Origin of the sequence: Streptomyces lydicus (assembly GCF_001729485.1) — a bacterium.
GTDB classification, from domain to species: domain Bacteria; phylum Actinomycetota; class Actinomycetes; order Streptomycetales; family Streptomycetaceae; genus Streptomyces; species Streptomyces lydicus_D.
This window is the reverse complement of sequence record NZ_CP017157.1, coordinates 7,168,533-7,191,656: the sequence shown is the minus strand read 5'-3', so window position 1 is coordinate 7,191,656 and position 23,124 is coordinate 7,168,533. Positions and strand designations below refer to the sequence as shown.

At 73.0% G+C, this 23,124-nt stretch carries 19 protein-coding genes; 9 read left to right on the top strand and 10 right to left on the bottom strand.

Annotated elements, in window-relative coordinates; genetic code table 11:
- Positions 1-141 precede the first annotated feature (141 nt).
- Positions 142-951 carry a SigE family RNA polymerase sigma factor gene (locus tag SL103_RS31160; RefSeq protein ID WP_069572295.1) on the top strand — a complete coding sequence of 270 codons (810 nt, stop codon included), beginning with the start codon at positions 142-144 and terminating at the stop codon, positions 949-951.
- Between the two features lie 239 nt (positions 952-1,190).
- On the opposite strand, the gene SL103_RS31155 is transcribed toward SL103_RS31160, so the two are convergent.
- The gene (locus SL103_RS31155; protein WP_069572294.1) at positions 1,191-1,667 is read right to left on the bottom strand and encodes an OsmC family protein; all 477 of its coding nucleotides are present in this window, start codon (positions 1,665-1,667) and stop codon (positions 1,191-1,193) included.
- Positions 1,668-1,755: 88 nt separating this feature from the next.
- Complete coding sequence (locus SL103_RS31150) at positions 1,756-2,349, bottom strand: uridine kinase family protein (protein ID WP_069572293.1); 594 nt, start codon at positions 2,347-2,349, stop codon at positions 1,756-1,758.
- A gap of 263 nt (positions 2,350-2,612) precedes the next feature.
- Here SL103_RS31150 and SL103_RS31145 point away from each other — a divergent pair, with 263 nt between their 5' ends.
- Positions 2,613-3,017, top strand: coding sequence for a hypothetical protein (locus tag SL103_RS31145; RefSeq protein WP_069572292.1), 405 nt, complete (start codon positions 2,613-2,615; stop codon positions 3,015-3,017).
- A 79-nt stretch (positions 3,018-3,096) separates the two neighbouring features.
- Here the strand turns inward: SL103_RS31145 and SL103_RS31140 are convergent, their stop codons facing one another.
- From SL103_RS31140 to deoC, 3 genes are read right to left on the bottom strand one after another with little or no spacing between them, the layout of a single operon-like run.
- Positions 3,097-3,957, bottom strand: a complete 861-nt coding sequence (locus SL103_RS31140) for an aldehyde dehydrogenase family protein (protein ID WP_069572291.1) — start codon at positions 3,955-3,957, stop codon at positions 3,097-3,099.
- The gene (locus tag SL103_RS31135) at positions 3,950-5,380 is read right to left on the bottom strand and encodes an aldehyde dehydrogenase family protein (protein ID WP_069572290.1); all 1,431 of its coding nucleotides are present in this window, start codon (positions 5,378-5,380) and stop codon (positions 3,950-3,952) included. The genes SL103_RS31140 and SL103_RS31135 overlap by 8 nt, the downstream gene beginning before the upstream one ends.
- A gap of 7 nt (positions 5,381-5,387) precedes the next feature.
- Entirely contained in the window at positions 5,388-6,392 is a 1,005-nt protein-coding gene (deoC, locus tag SL103_RS31130) for a deoxyribose-phosphate aldolase (protein WP_208870068.1), read from the bottom strand.
- A 129-nt stretch (positions 6,393-6,521) separates the two neighbouring features.
- Between deoC and SL103_RS31125 the strand changes: the two genes are divergently transcribed.
- A complete protein-coding gene (locus tag SL103_RS31125; protein ID WP_069572288.1) occupies positions 6,522-7,202 on the top strand; it encodes a PH domain-containing protein in 681 nt (226 codons plus the stop codon).
- Between the two features lie 168 nt (positions 7,203-7,370).
- Here the strand turns inward: SL103_RS31125 and SL103_RS31120 are convergent, their stop codons facing one another.
- The 3 genes from SL103_RS31120 to SL103_RS31110 all read right to left on the bottom strand — a co-directional run bounded on the left by SL103_RS31120 (position 7,371) and on the right by SL103_RS31110 (position 11,573).
- Complete coding sequence (locus tag SL103_RS31120; RefSeq protein WP_069572287.1) at positions 7,371-9,074, bottom strand: phospho-sugar mutase; 1,704 nt, start codon at positions 9,072-9,074, stop codon at positions 7,371-7,373.
- A gap of 678 nt (positions 9,075-9,752) precedes the next feature.
- On the bottom strand, positions 9,753-10,574 hold the full coding sequence (locus tag SL103_RS31115; RefSeq protein WP_069572286.1) for a purine-nucleoside phosphorylase: 822 nt from the start codon (positions 10,572-10,574) through the stop codon (positions 9,753-9,755).
- 561 nt (positions 10,575-11,135) lie between these two features.
- Positions 11,136-11,573 (bottom strand): gamma-glutamylcyclotransferase, encoded by a 438-nt coding sequence (locus SL103_RS31110; protein ID WP_033269579.1) that lies wholly within the window; start codon positions 11,571-11,573, stop codon positions 11,136-11,138.
- 388 nt (positions 11,574-11,961) lie between these two features.
- Between SL103_RS31110 and SL103_RS31105 the strand changes: the two genes are divergently transcribed.
- Both SL103_RS31105 and SL103_RS31100 read left to right on the top strand, forming a co-directional pair.
- Entirely contained in the window at positions 11,962-13,407 is a 1,446-nt protein-coding gene (locus SL103_RS31105; RefSeq protein WP_069572285.1) for an NAD(P)H-quinone dehydrogenase, read from the top strand.
- Between the two features lie 329 nt (positions 13,408-13,736).
- Positions 13,737-14,720, top strand: coding sequence for a DeoR/GlpR family DNA-binding transcription regulator (locus SL103_RS31100; protein WP_079146068.1), 984 nt, complete (start codon positions 13,737-13,739; stop codon positions 14,718-14,720).
- Positions 14,721-14,815: 95 nt separating this feature from the next.
- On the opposite strand, the gene SL103_RS31095 is transcribed toward SL103_RS31100, so the two are convergent.
- Positions 14,816-15,454: a TetR/AcrR family transcriptional regulator gene (locus SL103_RS31095; RefSeq protein WP_432215371.1), complete on the bottom strand. Its 639-nt coding sequence runs from the start codon at positions 15,452-15,454 to the stop codon at positions 14,816-14,818.
- 349 nt (positions 15,455-15,803) lie between these two features.
- Between SL103_RS31095 and SL103_RS31090 the strand changes: the two genes are divergently transcribed.
- A complete protein-coding gene (locus SL103_RS31090; protein ID WP_069572283.1) occupies positions 15,804-16,988 on the top strand; it encodes an alpha/beta hydrolase in 1,185 nt (394 codons plus the stop codon).
- An 84-nt stretch (positions 16,989-17,072) separates the two neighbouring features.
- On the opposite strand, the gene SL103_RS31085 is transcribed toward SL103_RS31090, so the two are convergent.
- Positions 17,073-18,842, bottom strand: coding sequence for an acetyl/propionyl/methylcrotonyl-CoA carboxylase subunit alpha (locus SL103_RS31085; RefSeq protein ID WP_069572282.1), 1,770 nt, complete (start codon positions 18,840-18,842; stop codon positions 17,073-17,075).
- A gap of 471 nt (positions 18,843-19,313) precedes the next feature.
- Between SL103_RS31085 and SL103_RS31080 the strand changes: the two genes are divergently transcribed.
- The 3 genes from SL103_RS31080 to SL103_RS31070 all read left to right on the top strand — a co-directional run bounded on the left by SL103_RS31080 (position 19,314) and on the right by SL103_RS31070 (position 23,121).
- Entirely contained in the window at positions 19,314-19,781 is a 468-nt protein-coding gene (locus SL103_RS31080) for a hypothetical protein (RefSeq protein WP_244304083.1), read from the top strand.
- 149 nt (positions 19,782-19,930) lie between these two features.
- The gene (locus SL103_RS31075) at positions 19,931-20,878 is read left to right on the top strand and encodes a serine/threonine protein kinase (protein ID WP_069574269.1); all 948 of its coding nucleotides are present in this window, start codon (positions 19,931-19,933) and stop codon (positions 20,876-20,878) included.
- 8 nt (positions 20,879-20,886) lie between these two features.
- Complete coding sequence (locus SL103_RS31070) at positions 20,887-23,121, top strand: protein kinase domain-containing protein (RefSeq protein WP_079146067.1); 2,235 nt, start codon at positions 20,887-20,889, stop codon at positions 23,119-23,121.
- Positions 23,122-23,124: the final 3 nt, after the last annotated feature.

Here is a 23,124-nt window from a genome sequence, read left to right as displayed (position 1 = left end):
GGCCGCCACCCGCCCCTGTGACAGGGCTGTGACAGTCGACGGACAACGCGATGAAACTGGCTTGGCAGTCTTTTGGGCACCGGGAGAGATCAACAACCCGGCAGACACCGAACGAGCTGGCTCTACGACGGGGGGCGCGAGATGAACACACTGCACGGCACGACTTCCAGCGCAGTTATCACGCGACTCCACGACGTCGTACGGACCACCGAGAAGTCCGGTGCCGCGGGGCTCGGCGGCGCGCGCAGCTGCACCCGCGGCGTCCCGCGTCAGCGGCCGCCCTACATGGTGGCCATCGACGCGACGACGGTCACCGTCACCGGGGGAGACGCGGCGCACGGGGGAGCCGCCGCACACGGGGGAGACAACGGGGGAGCGGAGTACGGGGAGGCCACGGGGGAACGGCGTTCCGCGTCGGAGGCGGCCGAGGCCGAAGCGGCCTTCACCGCCTACGTCCAGGAGCGCCGCGCCTCCCTGTACGCCACCGCCTACCACCTGACCGGCGACCGCTACGAGGCCGAGGACCTGCTGCAGAGCGCCCTGTTCTCGACCTACCGCGCCTGGGACCGGATCAGCGACAAGGCGGCGCTCGGCGGCTATCTGCGCCGCACCATGACCAACCTGCACATCAGCGCCTGGCGCCGGCGCAAGCTCAACGAGTACCCGACCGAGGAGCTGCCGGAGACGGCCGGCGAGGTGGACGCGATGCGCGGCACCGAACTGCGCGCCGTGCTGTGGCAGGCGCTGGCCCGGCTGCCCGAGACGCAGCGCACCATGCTGGTCCTGCGCTACTACGAGGGCCGTACGGACCCGGAGATCGCGGACATTCTCAACATCAGTGTCGGCACGGTGAAGTCGAGCATCTGGCGCGCCCTGCGTCGGCTGCGCGAGGACGACGTCCTCAGCTTCGGCCGTGACGAGGAGGAGTCCTTCGGCGAGCTGGTGGCCTGAAGGAACCGGGCCCACGGGGGAAGCGGGGCCCGCACCCGAGGGGAAGCCCGAGGGGGGAATCCCGGAGGGGGAACGGGATACGGGGAAAACCGGCAGAAACGGAGCAATCCGCGGAAGCCAGACGTATCGGGGGATACGTAAAAGAGGGGAAACACGGGGGACACGGGGAAAACGGAGCGGGTTCGGGCGGCCGGGGGGTCTGCCCGAACCCGCTCCCTCGTCGTCCGCCGCGCCCCGCGCTAGGCGCCCCGCACCGACACCACCGGCTCGTGCCGCACCGGGAAATTCACCGAGTTGGCGATGAAGCACTTCTGATGCGCGTCACCGTGCAGCGCCCGCGCCCGCTCGGCGTCGCCCGCCGACGCCACCTCGACCCGCGGCCGCAGTACCACGCCGGTGAACCGCCCGCCGCCCGCACCGTCCTCCGCCATCGAGCCCTCCGCGTCGTCCACGTACCCCGTCACCACCACACCCGCCAGCGCGCACAGCGCCAGATACGTCAGCATGTGGCACTGCGCCAGCGACGCCAGCAGCAACTGCTCCGGATTCCAGCGGTCCGCCGAGCCGCGGAACGCCGGATCCGCGGTGCCCGCGAGCGGCGGCGGCCCCTCGGCGCGCACCTCGTGCTCCCGCCCGTACGCGCGGTATCCGCTGGTCCCGGAACCGGTGTTGCCGGTCCAGGTGACGGTGGCGCGGTAGCTGTGCTGTCCCGGCATCGGGCCATCCCCTCGTCGACTGCCCGCAGCCTACGGCCGCACGCCACGCCGCGGACGGCCGGGGAATCCGGCAGCCCGCGGCCGGACCTCAGGAGCTGACCGGCGCGCCCGCCGTCCGCGCGGCCGCGATCCGCGCCAGGGCCTCCGGCCCCGCGCACGCATGCGCACCCAGCGCGGTGTGCCGGGCCACCACGGCACGCTCGCCGCGCATCAGCCGCAGCCCGCGACGCATCAGATACGGCGCCGACTTGCGGCCCTCCCGCAGATCGCGCACCAGCCGCCGGCGGAACGTCGTGGACGGCCGGCCCCGCAGGCACAGCGCATCCGCCAGCACCCCCGCCGCCCGGCAGGCCGCGATGACATCGGCGGCGAAGATGCCCTCCGCGATGAACAGGCCCGCCCCGCCCAGCTCCAGCACGGACCCACCGACCCGGGCACTCGCGGCGATGTCGTACACCGGAACCTCCGCACGCCCCGTACGGCACAGGGCGTCGATCGCCGCCACGGCCGCACCGGCGTCCCAGGACAGCGGCGAATCCCAGTCCGCGCCGCCACCGTCGGCCAGCTGCGGCAGGCTCGGGTCCGCCGCCTCCTTGTAGAAGTCGTCGAGGTTGAGGACCGGCAGGCCGCTGCGCGCGGCCAGCGACGTCTTGCCGGAACCGGACGGGCCCGTCAGCAGCACGACACGGGCGGGGACACCTCCCCGCTCATGGCCGTCCCCCCGCCCGGCCGGAACCGGGAGGGAAGGAGGAGCCGGGAGCTTGGCGGAGGGCGACGGGGCGAAGGAGTGAGAGCTCACGGGTACTCATTGTCGCCCATGCGGCCGTGTGGGGGACCCCTGGCGCGCGAGGTGGATCGGCCCCCTCCGCTCAACTACGCTACGCAGTCAACCGATTACCCAAATCACTCCGCCCGTACAGCCATTCGACCCACAGGCAGGTGGCAATGCCCTCCCACGCACGTCCCAGGACCGGTCGCGTCCCGCGCACCCTGCTGCGCGCAGGTCTGGCGGTCTCCGCGGCCGGAGCCGCACTCACGGCGGGCGGTGCGGCAACGGCGAGCGCGGCCCCCGCGCCCGCCCCGGCGCACGGCACCGACACCGGCGCCACGGCCTCCGCACTGACCGGCGCCCTCCTGCACTCCGTCGCCGGCGGCGTCGGCCCGGTCAAGAACCTCCAACTGGACCCGCTCGCCAACACCGCCGTCGACCCGCTCGCCAACGCCGTCGCCACCCAGATCGCCGACTTCAAGCCGGTGAGCACCACCCTCGTGACCGGCCCCCTCTCCCGCGGCGCCGCCCTCCGCGACGTACCGCTCGTCGGCCTGGCCACCAAGGTGCTGCCGGGCTGACCGCCCCACCACGACGACGGCGCGGGACCCCACCACCACAGGTGGGGTCCCGCGCCGCCGCACGGCCGGCAGGCCGCGGTCAGACGCCCATCGGGTGCCAGACCGTCTTCGTCTCCAGGAACGACAGCAGCCGCTCCGTCCCCGGGACGGCACTCCAGTCCACCGCCCCCGGGCGCAGCACCCGCTTGAGGTTGTCGGCCGCCGCCGTCTCCAGCTCCTTCGCCAACCCGGCGTCCGCGCCCGCGAGATCGATCGCGTTGACGTCCTGGTGGGCGGCGAGCGGCGCACCGATCTCCGCCGTACGGCCCGACAGGACGTTGACCACACCACCCGGCAGATCGGACGTCGCGAGCACCTCGGCCAGCGACAGCGCCGGCAGCGGCGCGTCCTGCGCGGCCACCACGACCACCGTGTTGCCGGTGACGATCGCCGGGGCGACCACCGACACCAGACCCAGGAACGACGACTCCTGCGGCGCCAGGACCGCGACCACACCGGTCGGCTCCGGCGCCGACATGTTGAAGTACGGGCCCGCGACCGGGTTGGCGCCACCCGCGATCTGGGCGACCTTGTCGGACCAGCCCGCGTACCACACCCAGCGGTCGATCGCCGCGTCCACCTGCGCCGCGGCCTTCGCCTTCGAGCACCCCTCGGCGTCCGCGACCTCCGCGACGAACTGGTCGCGGCGGCCCTCCAACATCTCCGCGACGCGGTAGAGGATCTGCCCGCGGTTGTACGCCGTCGCACCCGACCAGCCACCGAACGCCTTACGGGCGGCCACCACCGCGTCCCGGGCGTCCTTGCGGGACGCCAGCGGCGCGTTGGCGAGCCACCTGTCCTTCGAGTCGGTCACCTCGTACACCCGCCCGCTCTCGGACCGGGGGAACTTGCCCCCGACGTACAGCTTGTAGGTCTTGAGAACGCTCAGCCGATCAGACATTGAGGTACGCCTCCAGACCGTGCCGGCCACCCTCGCGGCCGAAGCCCGACTCCTTGTACCCGCCGAACGGCGAAGCCGGGTCGAACTTGTTGAACGTGTTGGACCAGATGACGCCCGCCCGCAGCTTGCTCGCCATCCACAGCATCCGCGAACCCTTCTCCGTCCAGATGCCCGCCGACAGCCCGTACGGCGTGTTGTTGGCCTTCTCCACGGCCTCCGCCGGCGTACGGAACGTCAGCACGGACAGCACCGGCCCGAAGATCTCCTCACGGGCGATGCGGTGCGCCTGGGTGACACCCGTGAACAGGGTCGGCGCGAACCAGTAACCCGAGCCGGGCAGTTCGCAGTCCGGCGCCCAGCGCTCGGCGCCCTCGGCCTCGCCCGCGTCCGCCAGCGCCGTGATCCGGGCCAGCTGCTCGGCGGAGTTGATCGCGCCGATGTCGGTGTTCTTGTCCAGCGGATCACCCACCCGCAACGTCCGCATCCGGCGCTTCAGCGCCTCCAGCAGCTCGTCCTGGACGGACTCCTGCACCAGTAGCCGGGACCCGGCGCAGCAGACGTGCCCCTGGTTGAAGAAGATGCCGTTGACGATGCCCTCGACGGCCTGGTCGATCGGGGCGTCGTCGAAGACGATGTTCGCCGCCTTGCCGCCCAGTTCGAGGGTGACCCTCTTGTCCGTACCGGCGACCGTACGGGCGATGGCCTTGCCGACCTCGGTGGAGCCGGTGAAGGCGACCTTGTCGACGTCCGGGTGCCCGACCAGCGCCGCGCCCGTCGAACCGTCCCCGGTGAGGATGTTCACGACGCCCTTGGGCAGACCCGCCTGACGGCAGATGTCCGCGAAGAACAACGCGGACAGCGGCGTCGTCTCGGCCGGCTTCAGGACCACCGTGTTGCCCGTCGCCAGCGCCGGGGCGATCTTCCACGCCAGCATCAGCAGCGGGAAGTTCCAGGGGATGACCTGGCCCGCGACACCCAGGGGGCGCGGGTTCGGGCCGTACCCCGCGTGGTCGAGCTTGTCGGCCCAGCCCGCGTAGTAGAAGAAGTGCGCGGCGACCAGCGGCAGATCGGCGTCCCGCGACTCCCGGATCGGCTTGCCGTTGTCCAGCGACTCCAGGACCGCCAGCTCACGCGAGCGCTCCTGGATGATCCGGGCGATCCGGAACAGGTACTTGGCGCGCTCGGCGCCCGGCAGCGCCGACCACTTCTCGAACGCCTTGCGGGCGGCCCTCACGGCACGGTCGACGTCCTCGGCGCTCGCCTGCGCCACCTCGGAGAGGGCCTCCTCCGACGAGGGGGAGACGGTCTTGAAGGCCTTGCCGTCGGATGCCGGGGCGAACTCCCCGTCGATGAACAGGCCGTAGGACGGCGCGATGTCGACGACCGCGCGGGACTCGGGTGCGGGTGCGTAATCGAAGGTCATGGGAGCCTCAGTCCACCGTGACGTAGTCGGGGCCGGAGTACCGGCCGGTGCTGAGCTTCTGGCGCTGCATCAGCAGGTCGTTGAGGAGGCTGGAGGCGCCGAAGCGGAACCAGTCGGCGGTCAGCCAGGGCTCGCCGAGCGTCTCGTTGACCATCACCAGGTACTTGAGCGCGTCCTTGGTCGTACGGATGCCGCCGGCCGGCTTCACCCCGACCTGGACGCCGGTCGCGGCGTGGAAGTCGCGCACCGCCTCCAGCATCAGCAGCGTCACCGGCGGGGTGGCGTTGACCGCGACCTTCCCGGTCGAGGTCTTGATGAAGTCCGCGCCGGCCAGCATCGCCAGCCAGGAGACCCGGCGCACGTTGTCGTACGTCTGCAGCTCACCGGTCTCGAAGATGACCTTCAGGTGCGCGGCGCTCCCGTCCGGGCGGGCGCACGCCTCCTTGACGGCCTTGATCTCCTCGAAGACCTCCAGGTAACGGCCGGAGAGGAACGCCCCCCGGTCGATCACCATGTCGATCTCGTCGGCGCCGGCCGCGACCGCGTCCCGGGTGTCGGCCAGCTTGACCGGCAGCGCGGCACGGCCGGCCGGGAAGGCGGTGGCGACGGACGCGACGTGGATGTCCGGGGCGCCGCTGCTGCGGAGCGCCTCCTTGGCCGTCGCGACCATGTCGGGGTAGACGCAGATCGCCGCGACCTTCGGGGCGGTCCGGTCGGTCGGGTCCGGGTTGCTGCCCTTGGCGCACAGCGCCCGGACCTTGCCCGGGGTGTCCGCGCCTTCGAGGGTCGTCAGGTCGATCATCGAGATGGCCAGGTCGATGGCGTACGCCTTCGCCGTCGTCTTGATCGAGCGGGTGCCGAGGGTGGCGGCGCGGGCTTCGAGGCCGACCGCGTCGACCCCCGGGAGGCCGTGGAGGAAGCGGCGCAGCGCACCGTCGTCGGCGGTCACGTCCGCCATTGACGCCAGACGCCCCGCGGCTTCCTTGCCGTATGCGGGAACAGTGATGGGCATGGTCACGAGGGGAGCATATCTACGCGCGTAGCGCAATGTCACCCCCTCACCCGGCCGAATCCGTCCCCCGCCGCGAATGATGCCGTAACGCAATGTCCGGCATCCGGACGGTCAGGCAGAATCGGCGACATGACGAGCCAGGAACCCGCCACCCCGACCCCGCCGCGGTACGCCGAGCGCACCTACCGCTCACCCGCGGCCCTCGTCGGCGGCATCCTGCTCCTGCTGCTCGGGGTCTGGCTCGCCGGCGACGCGCTCCTGCGCGGCGACACCCACACCAGGCTCACGGCCGTGTGCGCCCTGCTGCTCGGCGTGCCCCTGGTCACCGCCTACACCCTGCGGCCCCTGGTACGCGCGGGCGACGACACGCTGACGGTCCGCAACCCGTTCCGCACGATCACCCTGCCCTGGGGCGCCGTCGAGGACCTGCGGGCGTCCTTCTCCACCGAGGTCTTCACCACCACCGGCAAGTACCAGCTGTGGGCCATCCCGGTCTCGCTGCGCCAGCGCAAGAAGGCCGGCCGGCAGGCAACGCGCGGCGCGGACGGGACCCGCCCCCGCTTCGGCCCGAACGCCGACGCCGGCCCGCCCCCGCGCGCCGCCGCCGACCAGGCCCTCGACGAACTCCGCGACCTCAAGGAACGAGCCGAGCGGCGCGCGGACGTACGGACGGCCGCGGGGACGGACGCGCGGACGGACGGGCGTACGGATGGACGGAGCGCGAACGAACCGGTCGTGCGCTGGTCGTACCCGGTCATCGCCCCGGCCGTACTGGGCGCGATCGGCCTGGCGGTCCTGATCGCGGTGTGACGGGGCGGGCGGGGCCGGGCCGGGGGAGGGGCCTGCCGGGGCTGTAAGGACCGGTCGAGCCGTGACGGTCTACCGGGGCCGTGAGGGCCGATCGAGCCTTGAGGGTCTACCGGGCCGTAAGAACCGATCGATCGATCGATCCTCACGGCCCGGTGCGCCCCTCGCTCGTCAGATGCCGGCCGCCGCGGCCACGTCCGCCTTGATCGCGGCCAGCGTCGCGGTCGCCTTCTCCCGGGCCTCCGGCAGTGCCTGCGCCGTCGCCACTGGGACCACGACCTCCAGATAGCACTTCAGCTTCGGCTCGGTGCCACTGGGACGCACCACGACCCGCGCGGACTCGATGCCCGCGTCCGGGGAACCGGCGAGGTAGTACCGCAGACCGTCGGTCGGCGGCAGCGTCTCGGTGCCCTTCGTCAGGTCGTCGGCACGGGTCACGGACAGCCCGGCCAACACGGTCGGCGGCTGCTCGCGCAGCCGGCGCATCGCCGTGGCGATCAGCGACAGGTCCTCCACACGGACCGACAGCTGGTCGGTGGCGTGCAGCCCGAACTCCACCGCGAGGTCGTCCAGCAGATCGCTGAGCGAACGCCCGTCCCGCTTGAGCTCCGCGGCCAGCTCGGTCACCAGCAGGGCCGCGGTGATGCCGTCCTTGTCGCGTACGCCCTCCGGGTCGACGCAGTAGCCCAGCGCCTCCTCGTACGCGTACCGCAGGCCGTCCACCCGGGCCAGCCACTTGAAGCCGGTCAGCGTCTCCTCGTAGGGGAGCGACGCGGCGGCGGCGATACGGGACATCAACTGGGAGGAGACGATCGTCGTGGCGAAGGTGCCGGACGCCCGCTTGCTGACCAGGTGGGCGGCGAGCAGCGCGCCCACCTCGTCGCCGCGCAGCATCCGCCAGCCGTCCGGCGTACCGGGGGCCGGGACGGCGACCGCGCAACGGTCCGCGTCGGGGTCGTTGGCGATCACGATGTCCACGTCAGGCCCGCCCGCCGCGGCCCTCGCCCGGGCGGTCGCGAACGCGAGGTCCATCGCGCCCGGCTCCTCCGGGTTGGGGAATGCGACCGTCGGGAAGTCCGGGTCCGGCTCGGCCTGCTCCTGGACGACCGTGGGGGCCGGGAAGCCCGCCCGGTCGAACGCGGCGAGGAGGACGTCCCGGCCGACGCCGTGCATCGGCGTGTAGACGACGCCGATGTCACGGGGCGACCCGGGGGTCAGCACGGCGTCGGTGCGCGCCAGATAGGCGGCGGTCACCGCGTCGTCGAGGACCTCCCAGCCGGACTCGGGGCGCGGTACGTCCGTCAGCGAGCGCACCGCGGCGATCTCGGCGGCGATCTCACCGTCCGCGGGCGGCACGATCTGCGAGCCGTCGCCCAGATAGACCTTGTAGCCGTTGTCCCGCGGCGGGTTGTGGCTGGCGGTGACCTCGACGCCGGCCACCGCGCCGAGGTGCCGGATGGCGAACGCCAGCACGGGGGTGGGCAGCGGGCGCGGCAGCAGCGCGGCACGCAGGCCCGCGCCGACCATCACGGCCGCCGTGTCCCGCGCGAAGTCGGCGCTCTTGTGGCGCGCGTCGTACCCGATGACGACCAGCCCGGAGCCCTCGCCCTTCGCCTTCAGGTACGCGGCGAGGCCGGCCGCGGCCCGGATGACCACCGCGCGGTTCATCCGCATCGGGCCCGCGCCCAGTTCCCCGCGCAGCCCGGCGGTGCCGAACTGGAGGGTGCCGGCGAACCGGGCGGCCAGCTCGGCCGTGATGTCGGCGTCGCCGGCGCCGTCGATGAGCTTGGCCAGCTCGTCCCGGGTCTCCGGGTCGGGGTCCTCGGCCAGCCATGCCTTGGCCCGGTTGATCAGCTCCGCGGGATCGGTAGCCACGTGATGCTCCTGCCTGTGGGTGCGTGATGAGGTGACATGTGCCTGTGGGTGCTGGGTGCGTGACGAGGCGACATGCGGGGCGGGCCTTGGGGCTGCCGGACGTCCGCCGCTCAGCACGGCGTGCGCCCGGGACTGCGGGGCGTACGCCGAGCCGTGCGCGCCCGGCTCGTACCCCTTACCCCGCGCGCGGGACGAACGACGCCAACCAGCCACCCGCCCGGCCCTGCGCCCGCGCGGCCTTGACCCCACCCCCCGAGCCGTCACAGAATGTAACCATCTCCGGAACTAAACTACGTTCCGTAATCGTTGCCGTAGTGAAAGGGAGGAGGCGGCGGCGCCCAAGGCCCGGCAGACGAGCGAGGGCGAGCGACGAGGAACGACGAGGGACGATGGGCGACGAACGACGATGAATGATGGGCGACGAACGAACGGCAGGCGCCCAGTCGAAGTCGACCGCTAGTCGGGAGCGACCCTCAGCCGGAGTCGTCCCGTAGCCGCAACTGTCCGACGGCCCGAGCCGGCCAATAGCCAGAGTCGACTAGCAGCCAGAACCGACCAGCAGCCGGAGCTGACCAATAGCCAGAGCCGGCGAATGGCCAGTGCGGCGTGCGGCGTGCGGCTTCGGGCCCGCTGGCCGGGCTGGGTGGTTGCCCCAAGCCCGCCCGGCCGACAAGGCGGCTAGATCTTGTTGAGGACCTGGCCGAGCAGTGCGCCCATCCGGGTCGCGGAGTCGCGGCCGGCCTGGAGGACCTCTTCGTGGTTGAGCGGCTCGCCCGTCATACCGGCGGCGAGGTTCGTCACCAGCGACAGGCCCAGCACCTCGGCGCCGGCCTCGCGTGCCGCGATGGCCTCCAGGACGGTGGACATGCCGACCAGGTCGGCGCCCAGCGTGCGGATCATGCGGATCTCGGCCGGGGTCTCGTAGTGCGGGCCGGGGAACTGCGCGTAGACGCCCTCCTCCAGGCTCGGGTCGACCTCCTTGCACAGCGCGCGCAGCCGCGGCGAGTACAGGTCGGTCAGGTCGACGAAGTTCGCGCCGACGATGGGGGAGGTGGCGGTGAGGTTGAGGTGGTCGCTGATCAGGACCGGCTGGCCGGGGCGCATGCCCTCGCGCAGACCGCCGCACCCGTTGGTGAGCACGATGGTCTTGCAGCCGGCCGCGGCGGCGGTACGGACGCCGTGGGCGACGGCGGCGACACCGCGGCCCTCGTAGTAGTGGGTCCGGCCCAGGAAGACCAGCGCTCGCTTGTCGCCGATCTGGTAGGAGCGGATCTTGCCGCCGTGTCCGGCGACCGCCGGGGCGGGGAAGCCGGGCAGCTCGGTGACGGGGAACTCGTGCTCGGGCGCGCCCAGGGCCTCGGCGGCCGGCGCCCAGCCGGAGCCCATCACCAGGGCGACGTCGTGGGTCTCGGCGCCGGTCAGCTCGCGCAGGCGGGCGGCGGCGGCGTCGGCGGCGCCCTGCGGGTCGCGCGCGATGTCCGGGGTAACAGATGCGTTCACGCGGACGAGGGTAGCCGGTATTCCCCTACGCGCGTAGATGTCGCTGCTCACGGTCCTGGAATCGTTGTCTTGTGGCTTCCGCCAAATGGGCTTCAGGAAGCCCTCGACATGGGCCCGAGGTGGACTTCGAGGGGGATGGATTTCGGCCCTCGAAGGGGATGATCTTCGGGGCCTGGGGATGTGCTCCGGCCCTGAGGGGGAGTGTCTTGGCCTGGTAAGAGCGAGGCGATCCGGGGTCCCGGGCGGTCCTCGGCTCGTGCTCCCGGCGTGATGCGCGTCTCCGGCGTATGCGCGCCTCCGCGCGCTCGGGTGAGCCCTGACACATCCCTCAGGCTCCGGCCGCGTACATCCCTAAGTCTCCGCCGGCCGCGCCCCGGCGTGCTCCCGTACCGCTGTACATCAGTACGCCTCGCTCGCTCCCGGATGAGGAGAGGAGGCGCACGACCCGCGCTTGCCGCCCGAAGGTCGCCCCCAGCCCTCGGCCGAGGTCGCTGCCGTCACCCCGGTCCCAGCCTCAGCTCCAGCCTCAGCCCCAGCCGAGGTCGCTGCCTGTGGGCGGTGTCAGCAGGGGCGTTTGCGGAGTTCCATGACGTAGTCGTGGGGGGCGCCGGCCGATTCGGCGGCGTCGGCGATTTCGCCCAGGTAGCGGGCGGAGGGGAGGCCGCCCTCGTAGCCGTTGAGGACGTAGATCCAGGCGGTCTCGTCGCCTTCGAGGGTGTGGACCCGTACCCGCATCCGGCGGTAGATGTCCATGCCGACGCCCTCCCAGCGGTCCATGGACTCCTCGTCCATGGGGGCGATGTCGTAGAGCGCGACGAAGAGCTGGGAGTCCGGGTCCTCGACGACCGTCGCCAGCGCGCCCTCCCAGCCCATCTGCTCGCCGCCGAAGGTGAGCCGCCAGCCGTTGAGCCAGCCGGTGCCGCGCAGCGGCGAGTGCGGTGCGCGGCGGGACATCAGCCGCGCGTCGAGGTTGCCGGCGTACGCGGCGTAGAGCGACATGGTTCCGAGGGTACGGGAGGTTGCCCGTCGGGCTCGTGGTACCGGAGTTTCGGGCGACGGGGCAGGGCGGAGCGTGCCCGGTCGGCGCAAGGAGCCCCGGGTCGGCCCCGCACCGCCTCGACACCGTCCCCGGCACCCCCACGCCACCTCCACGCCCCCCCCAGGCACCCCAATGCCCCCGCCGACCCTGCACCGCCTCTACGCCACCCCCGTGCCATCCACCGCCCCACTCCCTCCGGCACCCCAACGCCACCCCCGCCCCACCCCGGCCCCCCACAACACCCAACCCCGTCCCCGCACCGCCCCCCACGCCTCCCCCGCCCATCCGCCCCGCCCCCGGCCGTCCTCCCCGCCCCCGGGCGAGAGGCACGTACGGGCGTGCGGGACAATGGAGTACGTGACTCGGATCGTGATCATCGGTGGCGGACCCGGCGGATACGAAGCGGCCCTGGTGGCGGCCTCTCTCGGCGCGGAGGTGACCGTCGTCGACTGCGACGGTCTGGGCGGGGCGTCGGTGCTCACCGACTGCGTCCCGTCGAAGACCCTCATCGCCACGGCCGAGGTGATGACCACCTTCGATTCGTCGTACGAAGAGCTCGGCATCATCGTCGAGGACGACACCCCGTACAACGAGCGGCCGGCCCGCGTCGTCGGGGTGGACCTGGGGAAGGTCAACCGGCGGGTCAAGCGCCTCGCGCTCGCCCAGTCGCATGACATCACCGCTTCCGTGACCCGCGCCGGCGGCCGGGTGATGCGCGGGCGCGGGCGGCTGGAGCCGGGTCAGGCGCCGGACGGTTCGCGCAAGGTGACGGTGACCGCGGCGGACGGTACGACCGAGGGGCTGATCGCGGACGCGGTGCTGATCGCCACCGGCGCGCACCCCCGCGAGATCCCCGACGCCCTCCCCGACGGCGAGCGGATCCTGAACTGGACGCAGGTCTACGACCTCGACGAGCTGCCCGAGGAGCTCATCGTGGTGGGCTCCGGTGTCACCGGTGCCGAGTTCGCCGGTGCCTATCAGGCGCTCGGCTCGCGCGTCACGCTGGTCTCCTCCCGGGACCGGGTGCTGCCGGGCGAGGACCCGGATGCCGCCGCCGTGCTGGAGGACGTCTTCCGGCGTCGCGGCATGAACGTCATGGCGCGTTCGCGGGCCCAGTCGGCCAAGCGGGTCGGCGACCGGGTGGAGGTGACGCTGGCCGACGGGCGGACGATCTCCGGTACGCACTGTCTGATGGCGGTCGGCTCGATCCCGAACACCGAGGGCATCGGCCTGGAGGGTGCCGGGGTCAAGCTGAAGGACTCCGGTCACATCTGGACGGACAAGGTCTCGCGCACGTCCGCCCCGGGCGTGTACGCGGCCGGTGACTGCACGGGTGTCTTCGCGCTGGCGTCCGTCGCCGCGATGCAGGGCCGGATCGCGATGTATCACTTCCTCGGTGACGCGGTCACCCCGCTGAACCTCAAGACGGTCTCCGCGAACGTCTTCACCGACCCGGAGATCGCCACCGTCGGTTACTCGCAGGCCGACGTCGACGGCGGCAAGATCGACGCGCGGGTGGTGAAGCTTCCGCTGCTGCGCAACCCGCGCGCCAAGATGCAGGGCATCCGCGACGGTTTCGTGAAGCTGTTCTGCCGGCCCGGTACGGGCATCGTGGTCGGCGGTGTGGTCGTTTCCCCGCGCGCCAGTGAGCTGATCCATCCCATCTCGCTCGCGGTCGACAACAATCTGACCGTCGAGCAGATCGCCAGTGCCTTCACGGTCTACCCGTCGCTGTCCGGCTCGCTCGCCGAGGTCGCCCGCCAGCTGCACACGCGCAAGGGCGCCGGCGAGTAGCGGGGGGGCGGGGAGGCAGCCGCTGCGGCGACCGGGTGACGGGCGTCGCGGTGGCCGGCCGGAGCCGATTGAAAACTTTGTGCCCCCGGTGAGCACTTGGGATGAAACGTCCCTGCACGGACCGGTGGACCGCGGTGCGCCGCGGTCCGGTCGTCGTATCGGGCGGCAGGGGGCTGACCAGGCAGCAAGCGGCCCGTTCCGGCCGGGAGTTCGACGGACGAACGTCATATGCGTCTCGCATAGCACGTCACGCTGTGCTGTGTGAACAACTTCCGTTAATTGGTGCAACCTGCTGAAAACAGACGGTCGTTGGCGTTACTGTCAGTTTCGTGTTCGCTGCAGAACGTCGCCAATTGATCCTTGAAATGGTGCGCGCCAACGGGGCGGTATCGCTCCGGGAGCTCGCCCGCGTCGTCCAGACCTCCGAAGTAACCGTACGGCGGGACGTGCGGGCGCTGGAGGCAGAAGGACTGCTCGACCGCCGGCACGGCGGTGCGGTCCTGCCGGGAGGCTTCACCCGGGAATCCGGGTTCCCGCAGAAATCCCATCTAGCGACCGCGGAGAAGACGGCCATCGCCGATCTCGCGGCGGGCTTCGTCGAAGAGGGCGAGGCCATCGTCGTCGGCGCGGGAACGACCACCCAGGAGCTGGCCCGTCGGCTCGCCCGCGTCCCCGGTCTGACCGTCGTCACCAACTCCCTGCTGGTCGCCCAGGCGTTGGCCCATGCCAACCGCGTCGAGGTCGTGATGACCGGCGGCACCCTGCGCGGCTCCAACTACGCGCTGGTCGGCAGCGGTGCCGAGCAGTCCCTCCAGGGGCTGCGGGTGTCCCGCGCGTTCCTGTCGGGCAGCGGGCTGACCGCCGAGCGCGGGCTGTCCACCTCCAACATGCTCTCCGCCAGCGTCGACCGGGCGCTCGTCCAGGCGGCGGGGGAGGTGGTGGTGCTCGCCGATCACACCAAGCTCGGGTCCGACACGATGTTCCAGACCGTGCCGACGGATGTGATCACCCGTCTGGTCACGGACGAGCCGCCGGGGCACGACGACCGGGCCGCGACCGAACTCCAGGCGCTGGCCGATCAGGGTGTGCAGATCGCCGTCGCGGGCGGCGCGGGCGCCGGCCACGGGGCGGGCCAGCAGGGGCTGGACGGTGCCGGTGAGCGCAGAGGGCCGCGGCGGGACGTCCCGCTGCCGGGCCAGCGGCGCAATCACGCGCCGGGCGGCGGGGGCGGGGCGCCCCAGCTGCGGCCGGCCTCGCCGCTGAGTGAGGCGCCGGGCGGCCGGGTCGCCGACCTGGCTCCGCGGCGGCGCTGAGCGCGGCGGGCGGAGGCGGCGCCGGACGGCGTGCGGGGCCTTCCCGTGGTGCGTCCGGTGGTGTCAGCGGCGGGTGGGTGCGGAACGGTTCCGCCTCACCGGGTGCCCGCCTTCAGCCCGCTCAGGGTGAGTGTCAGCAGCCGGTCGGCGAGCCCCGGATCGTCCGGGGACTCCTCGACGGCCAGCGCGATGCCGTTGGTCAGCTGCATCAGGTCGGTGATGTTCACGTCGGGGCGTACCGCGCCGGCCTGCTGGGCGCGGGCGAGGAGGGCGCTGCCGGCCTCCCGCATCGGTACGCTGCACCGCGCCATCCCCGAGGTCTCGTCCGCCGACGCGGTCATCAGCGCGCGGGAGAGGCCGCGGTAGGTGCTGGCGTGGGTGATGATCGCGCGGAGCCAGTCGACGAGGGCGGAGCACGGCTGCGGGGCGTCGGCGAGTTCCTTGGCGTAGCCGAGCAGGGCGTCGACCTCGCCCTGGAAGACCGCGCCCATCAGGGCGGTGCGGTTGGGGAAGTGCCGGTAGAGGGTGCCGATGCCGACGCCGGCGCGGCGTGCGATGTCCTCCAGTGAGGTGTCCGTGCCGTGTTCGGTGAAGGCCGTGCGGGCCTCGGTCAGCAGCCGCTCGTAGTTGCGGCGGGCGTCGGCCCGCATCGGGCGGACGTCCTGTTCCCGCGTCGCTGCGGTCGCCTCCGGGCTCCGCGCCGTGTGCCGCCGTCCTGCCGTCTCGGTCGCCATCGCCGTCCTCCCTCGGCCGGGCCGGTTGCGGCCCGGTGGCTCCAGGATGCCATTGCGCCGTGGGCGCCCGTCCCGGCGCGGAACCCCGGGCTTACCGGAGGGTGCCTCGGATTGCCGGTGTGCGGGGCTGCCGCCGCGTCCGGTGGACGGCGGGCGGATCCGGTGTGAAGTCCCGGAATACCTCCGTGGTCGCGTGGCCGAACACCTCCGGCGGGCCGCAACGCGGCGCCTCCAAGTGGCATCAAACCTGGCGCAAAGAGGTCTTCCGGGCGCTTCCGGGGACCTGGAAGGACGCCGTGGCGGGCCGCCGGGGGAGCGGTGCGCGGCGCGGGACATCTGGGGAAACGTCATGGGACTGACCAGCCGGTCGCTGTTGTACGCCATGGTCGCGGTCGCCGTGGTCTGCGTGGGGCTCACGCTCTGGCTGTGGCCGCGGTTCGCCGGGCGGGGGCCGCGGGCGCTGCTGGGGCGGCTGGGGTCGATCGTCGGTACCCAGCTGGCCGTCGTGGCGGCGCTGGGGCTGGCGGTGAACGGCAACTTCCAGTTCTACTCCTCCTGGCACGAGCTGCTCGGCCTGTACGACGACGCGCCGGCCGCCGTCGGCAAGTGGGGCGACGGGGGGACGGCGGGCCCGGCGGGCGACCCGTCGAAGGGGCTGGTGCAGACGGCCGGGCCGGACGGTCTGGAGAAGGTGCACGGGCTGCCGAAGGGCCCGCCGGAGCAGGCGGGGCGGGTGGAGTCGGTCCGGATCGTGGGCCGGCGGACCCGGGCGGTGGACCCGGCGTACGTCTATCTGCCGCCGCAGTACTTCCAGCCGCAGTTCGCGCGTCAGCGCTTCCCCGTCATCGTGGCGCTCAGCGGCTATCCGGGCGGCAGTTTCCTGCTGGGCCAGCACCTGCGGCTGCCGCAGACCGCCGCGCGGCTGATCCGGGCCGGCCGGATGCAGCCGACCGTCATCGTGATGATGCGGCCGACGATCGCGCCGCCGCGCGACACCCAGTGCGTCGACGTGCCGGGCGGCCCGCAGGCCGAGACCTTCTTCGCCCGTGACGTGCCGCAGGCGCTCGTCTCGCACTACCGCGTCGGCCACGATCCGGGTGGCTGGGGCGTCATGGGCTACTCGTCGGGCGGCAGCTGCGCCCTCCAGCTGGCCATGCGGCACGACCGTACGTACAGCGCGGCGGCGGCCCTGTCGCCCGATTACAAGGTCAGCAGCGACCCCACGACCGGGAATCTCTTCGGTGACGGCCGGGGCCGGGTGCGGCGCCGTCAGGAGCACGACCTGATGTGGCGTCTGCGGCATCTGCCGGCGCCGCAGGTGAACGTCCTGGTGGGCACGAGCCGTACCGGCGAGAAGAACTACCCGGCCGCCAAGGCATTCCTGGCTGCGGTCCGGCCGCCGATGAAGGCGGACGCGGTGGTCCTTGACCACGGCAGTCACAACTTCGCGACCTGGCGGCGTGAACTGCCCGCCGCGCTGCTGTGGATGGACAAGCAGCTGACGTTCCCGGAGGACGTGGTCGGCAACTCGTAGGCGGGCGGTGGGTCTTGCCGGGACAACGGGTGAGGGGCCCCCGGCCGGTGCCGGGAGCCCCTCACGCGTGGTCGCGGGTGCGGGTCAGTCCTTGATCTCGCAGATCACCGCGCCGGAGGTGAGGGCCGCGCCGACCTCGGCGGTCAGGCCCTTGACGGTGCCGGAGCGGTGCGCGTTGAGCGGCTGCTCCATCTTCATGGCCTCCAGGACGACGATCAGCTCGCCCTCGGTGACCTGCTGGCCCTCCTCGACGGCGACCTTCACGATGGTGCCCTGCATCGGGGAGGCGAGCGCGTCACCGGAGGCGGCGCTGCCGGCCTTCTTGGCGGCCTTGCGCTTGGGCTTGGCGCCGCCGGCGACCGCGGCCCGGGCCAGTGGCATGCCCAGCGAGGACGGCAGCGAGACCTCCAGGCGCTTGCCGCCGACCTCGACGACGACCGTCTCGCGGCTGTCCGCCTCGGCCTCCTCGCCGCCGGGGGCGGCGAACGGCGGGATCTCGTTGACGAACTCGGTCTCGATCCAGCGGGTGTGGACCGTGAAGGGGTCCTCGGAGCCGGTGAGTTCGGGGGCGAACGCGGGGTCCTTGACAACCGTGCGGTGGAACGGGATGGCGGTGGCCATGCCCTCGACGGTGAACTCGTTCAGCGCGCGGGCGGCGCGCTGCAGTGCCTGCGCGCGGGTGGCGCCGGTGACGATCAGCTTGGCCAGCAGGGAGTCCCAGGCCGGGCCGATGACCGAGCCGGACTCCACACCGGCGTCCAGGCGGACACCGGGGCCGGAGGGCGCGTCGAACGTGGTGACCGTGCCGGGCGCGGGGAGGAAGTTGCGGCCCGGGTCCTCGCCGTTGATGCGGAACTCGAAGGAGTGGCCGCGCACCGCCGGGTCGCCGTAGCCGAGTTCCTCGCCGTCGGCGATCCGGAACATCTCGCGGACCAGGTCGAGGCCGGTGACCTCTTCGGTGACCGGGTGCTCGACCTGGAGGCGGGTGTTGACCTCCAGGAAGGAGATGGTGCCGTCCTGGCCGACGAGGAATTCGCAGGTGCCGGCGCCTTCGTAGCCGGCCTCCTTGAGGATGGCCTTGGACGCGCGGTACAGCTCGGCGTTCTGTTCGTCCGTCAGGAACGGCGCCGGGGCCTCCTCCACCAGCTTCTGGTGGCGGCGCTGCAGCGAGCAGTCACGGGTCGACACGACGACGACGTTGCCGTGCTTGTCGGCCAGGCACTGGGTCTCCACGTGCCGCGGGCGGTCGAGGTAGCGCTCGACGAAGCACTCGCCGCGGCCGAAGGCGGCGACCGCCTCGCGCACCGCGGAGTCGTACAGCTCGGGCACCTCGTCGAGCGTGCGGGCGACCTTCAGGCCGCGGCCGCCGCCGCCGAAGGCCGCCTTGATGGCGATCGGCAGGCCGTTTTCCTTGGCGAACGCGACGACCTCCTCCGCGCCGGAGACCGGGTCGGGGGTGCCGGCGACCAGCGGCGCACCGGCGCGCTGGGCGATGTGCCGCGCCGCGACCTTGTCGCCGAGGTCGCGGATGGCCTGCGGGGGCGGCCCGATCCAGGTCAGGCCCGCGTCGAGGACGGCCTGGGCGAACTCGGCGTTCTCGGAGAGGAAGCCGTAGCCGGGGTGGATGGCGTCCGCGCCCGAATCGGCGGCGGCGGCCAGGACCTTGGCGATGTCCAGGTAGCTGGTGGCAGGAGTGTCACCGCCCAGGGCGTATGCCTCGTCTGCCGCGCGTACGTGCAGGGCGTCCCGGTCGGGGTCGGCGTAGACGGCTACGCTGCCGATCCCCGCGTCCCGGCATGCACGGGCAACGCGAACAGCGATTTCGCCACGGTTGGCGATGAGCACCTTGCGCACGATGGGTCCTTCCTTGGCGCTTCGCCGCAACAAATTTGGATGCGGCGATTTTAGGGACTGGCGACACCGCGTGCCGACCCGTTCCCCGGGGTGAGCTTGCCCACACGGAGTGTGCTCGGAGCGCCGGCGAGGGGCCTGAGTCCTCTGGTATCCCAGGGTAGGCCCGGATTTCCGGGGCCGTGGCCGGGACGCGATGTGGCCTAGGTCTCGATCTTCCAACGTCCAGCGGATCGTCAATTCTTTGTGGAGTCCCTACGAATGGGCGAAGGAAACTTTGCTGCGGCTCCGTCCGCCGGGCGTGCCGCGGGACGTCGTCCGCGGTCCGCCGGTACCCACTCGTGCGCGACCCTTGCCCTGGCCATTACCCATTAGTAGCGTGCCCGATGTCTTCTGTACTCGCGGTAACGGATGTTCTTCCGCGGCGCGGCGACAGTCCTGTGGCGAGCGGCGAACGGAAGTGGGTGGACGGTGGTGGCACGACGGCCGGTGGCCTTGGTCGCGGCGGTGGTACTGGTCCTGGAGGCGTGCGGGATCGTGCTGCTCAACTGGATCCTGAGCATCGTGGTGGACCGGCAACAGATGTCGCTGGCCGGGCTGGAGCCCGGCGCGATGTCCACCGGTTCCTGGGTGGGCGGCGGCGTCTTCGGCCTCTACCTCCTGCTGTGCGCCGGCATTCTGGTCCGCACCGCGCTGCGCGACCGTGCGCCGGGCGGTTTCGCCCGGATCGTGCTGATCAGTGCCGTGGTGGTGCACGGCATGGTGGGCGCCTTCGCCATCGGCCTGGTCGGCTGGCTCGCCTTCGTCGCGATGATGGTGGTGCTGGCGCTGCTGGTGTTCACCCTGGTGGCGTACGGGGAGGGGCGGGCCCGCGGTGGCGACGACCCGGCCGCGGACGGTGCCCCGACCGGTCCGCGGCCGGCGGCACCGGGCGCGGCCTGACCGGTGCGGCCGCCGTGGCCGGCGGCTGAACTCCCGCCCGCGGCGCCCGTTTCGGCCCGCCCGCGCTCCCCGGTCCTGGGCGGTCCCCGGCTCCGCGACACGCCCGGGTAGTCTCTTCGCGCGGTGTCGTCGAACGGGGGTTGATGCGCATGCGGGCGCCGGTTGCGGGTGCCGGGGGACCGGCACGGACGGGAGCGCCCGGCACGGTCGGCCCGTACACGGTGCTGGGCCGGCTGGACGGCGAGGCGCCCGGGCTGCCCGTACCGGAGCAGCGGCTGATCGGGCGGAGCGCGGACGGGGACCGTACGGTCCTCATCGGTGTGCCGCTGCCCGGCGCCGACCCGGGGCGGTTCCTGGCCGAGGCGGACGCCTCGCGCTATCTGCTCGGGCCGTGGTCCTGGCCGGCCGCCGAACTCGCCGCGCCCGGTGAGCCGCCCTGGCACGCCCGCCCCTACCTCCCCGTCCTGCCGCTGCCCACCGCGCTCGCCGTGCACGGCGGGCCGCTGCCCGAGCGCACCGTACGGGCGCTGGGCGCGGCCCTCGTGGAGACTCTGATCATCGGGCACGGGCAGGGCCTCACCCATGCCGGAGTGTCGCCCGCCGCCGTCCTGTTGGCGGCGGACGGGCCCCGGTTGACCTGCTTCGGGGCGGTACGGGCCGCGGCGGCGGACGGCACCGGGCGCTCCGGGCTGCCGGGCCTGGAGTCCGGCAGTCTGCCGCCGGAGCAGGCCGCCGGCGGGCCGCCGCAGCCGGCGGGCGACGTCTACGCGCTCGGCGCGACGCTCGCCTACGCCGCCACCGGCCACACCGTGCCCGAACGGGACGAGCTGCCGGCCGCCCTGCGGTCCGTCGTCACGTCCTGTCTGTCGCGGGATCCGGCGGCCCGGCCGCGCCCCGGCGAGGTGCTGGACGCGCTCAGCCCGCTGCCCGCGCACCCCGCCACGGCCCTCGACTCCGGCGGTGGACCCGCCGGGCGTGCGGCCGCCGCGCTCGGCCCCGGCTGGCTGCCGGGCCGGATCATCGCGGCGCTGGCCCGCCAGTCCGCCGGGCTGCTCGCCGCGACCCTCCCGCCTCCGCCCGCCGCACGCCAGGACTGACGCCCGCCATGCCTTCGCCGCTCACCCATGACGACCCGCCCGGCCTCGGCCCGTACCGCCTGCTCGCCCGGTTGGGCAGCGGCGGCATGGGCACCGTCTATCTGGCCCGTTCCGCGGGCGGCCGGACCGTGGCGCTGAAGACCGTGCACGCCCGGATCGCGACCGAGACGGAGTTCCGCACCCGTTTCCGGCTGGAGTCGGACGCCGCCCGGGTCATCGGCGGCCGGTACGGCGCCCAGGTCGTCGAGGCCGACCCGCTCGCCGACACCCCGTGGCTCGCCACCGAGTACGTCCTCGGCCCGCCGCTCGACGAGGCGGTCCGGCTGGCCGGCCCGCTGCCGGAGGCCGCGGTGCGCGCCCTGGGGGCGGCGCTGTGCGGGGCGCTCGGGCAGCTGCACCGCTCCGACGTGGTGCACCGCGACCTCAAGCCGTCGAACATCATGGTCACCGCGTTCGGCCCGAAGGTCATCGACTTCGGCATCGCCCGCGCGCTCGGCGACGACCGGCTCACCCACGCCGGTGCGGCGGTCGGCACGCCGGCGTTCATGTCGCCGGAGCAGGCCACCGGCGCCGAACACGACCCCGCCGGGGACGTGTTCGCGCTCGCCGGGGTGCTGGTCTTCGCCGCCACCGGCCGGGGCCCCTTCGGCGACGGGCAGCCCGCTGACCTCCTCTACCGGGTCCGCTACGCCGAACCGGACCTCACCGGCGTCCCCGCCGCCCTCGTCCCGGTCCTGGCCCGCTGCCTGGCCAAGGACCCCGCGGAGCGCCCGGGCACGACCGAGCTGGCCGGCCTACTGCACGACGGGTCGGGGGAGTTCGCCGACCACCTGCCGGACGCGGTGCTCGCCGAGATCGGGCGGCGGGCGAGCGAGGTGTGGCAGGTCGCGCCGCAGCGGCTGCCCGCACCGCCCGACCAGCCGGCGACCGTCCCGTCCGCCGACGCCCCCGCCGCGCCCCGGCTGTCCCGCCGGGGGCTGCTGCTGGCGGGCTCGGTGCTCGGCGTGGCCGGCGCCGGTGCCGGGGTGTGGGCGTGGCTGGGGCGGGGTGAGTCGGCTCCCGGGCCGGGCACCGGGCCGGGGTACACCCAGCCGAAGGCGGGGCCGAGCGTCGGCGCGCTGAAGAAGAAAAAGCTGGACTCGGTGTGGCAGAAGCAGACGGGCGGGCCGTCCGACGACCAGTCGCCCGACGTGCCCATGGTGGCCGGCGACCAGGTCGTCCTGGTCGCCAACGCCGAGGCGCGCGGCGTCGACCCGGGGTCCGGGGCGTCCCGGTGGACGTTCTCGCTGTACGCGGACGACTCCTGGCAGGTCGCCTCGGACGGCACGCACGTCTACCGGATCCAGCGCGTCGAGCACGGCCAGGACCCGGCCACGAAGACCGTTTCGTGGTTCCTCGCCGAGGTCGACCTCGCCACCGGCAAGGCCGGCAAGCAGATCGCCCCGGTGTCGGACGCCCGGCACAACGGCATCCTCAGCCGGCTGCTGGCGGTCGCCGACGGCACCGCCTACCTGGCGATCTCCCACGGGAAGGTCAAACGGTACGAGCGCCAGTCCCCCTGGTTCGTGATCGCGGTGGACCTCGCCTCGGGGCGCCGGAAGTGGTCGGACCCGGTGCCGTTCCACCCCGCCGAGAGCGACGACAACCACTTCATCGCCGCCGGGGCGACCGGCGACCGCCTGGTCCTCTTCCAGCAGACGAACGACAACAAGGTCCGGATCGTCGCCCGCGACACCCGCACCGGCAGGGTGGCCTGGGACAAGCCGTGGCAGGGGGCCGACCCCCGGTTCGTACGGGACCCGCTCGCGGTCGACGGCAGCCATCTCTACCTGGGCTACGGCCCGTTGCGGGCGCTGCGGCTGAGCGACGGCGGGTCGGCGTGGGACACCTCCGCCGCCCGCCCCGGGAAGACGTACGGGCCGGCGGTCCTCAAGGACGGTGCGGTGTACACGGTGGAGAAGGGCCTCGGGCTGGTGGCGTTCGGCCCCGGCGGCGGGCAGCCGCGGTGGGCGGAGAAGAGCGCGGAGGGGGCGCGGGCGGAGTACGTGGTGCGGCCCGTGATCGGCTCCGAGTACGCCTACACGTACAGCAGGACCGACGGCGTGCTGCGGGCCGTCGGCCTCACCTCCCGCACCACCGAGCAGCTGTACACCACCAGCGGGAACCGCTTCGTCGCCCACCGGAAGAGCCGGATGATCATCGCGTCCGGCCCCAGTTTCCTCGCCGGCTTCCCGCTCCGATGAACC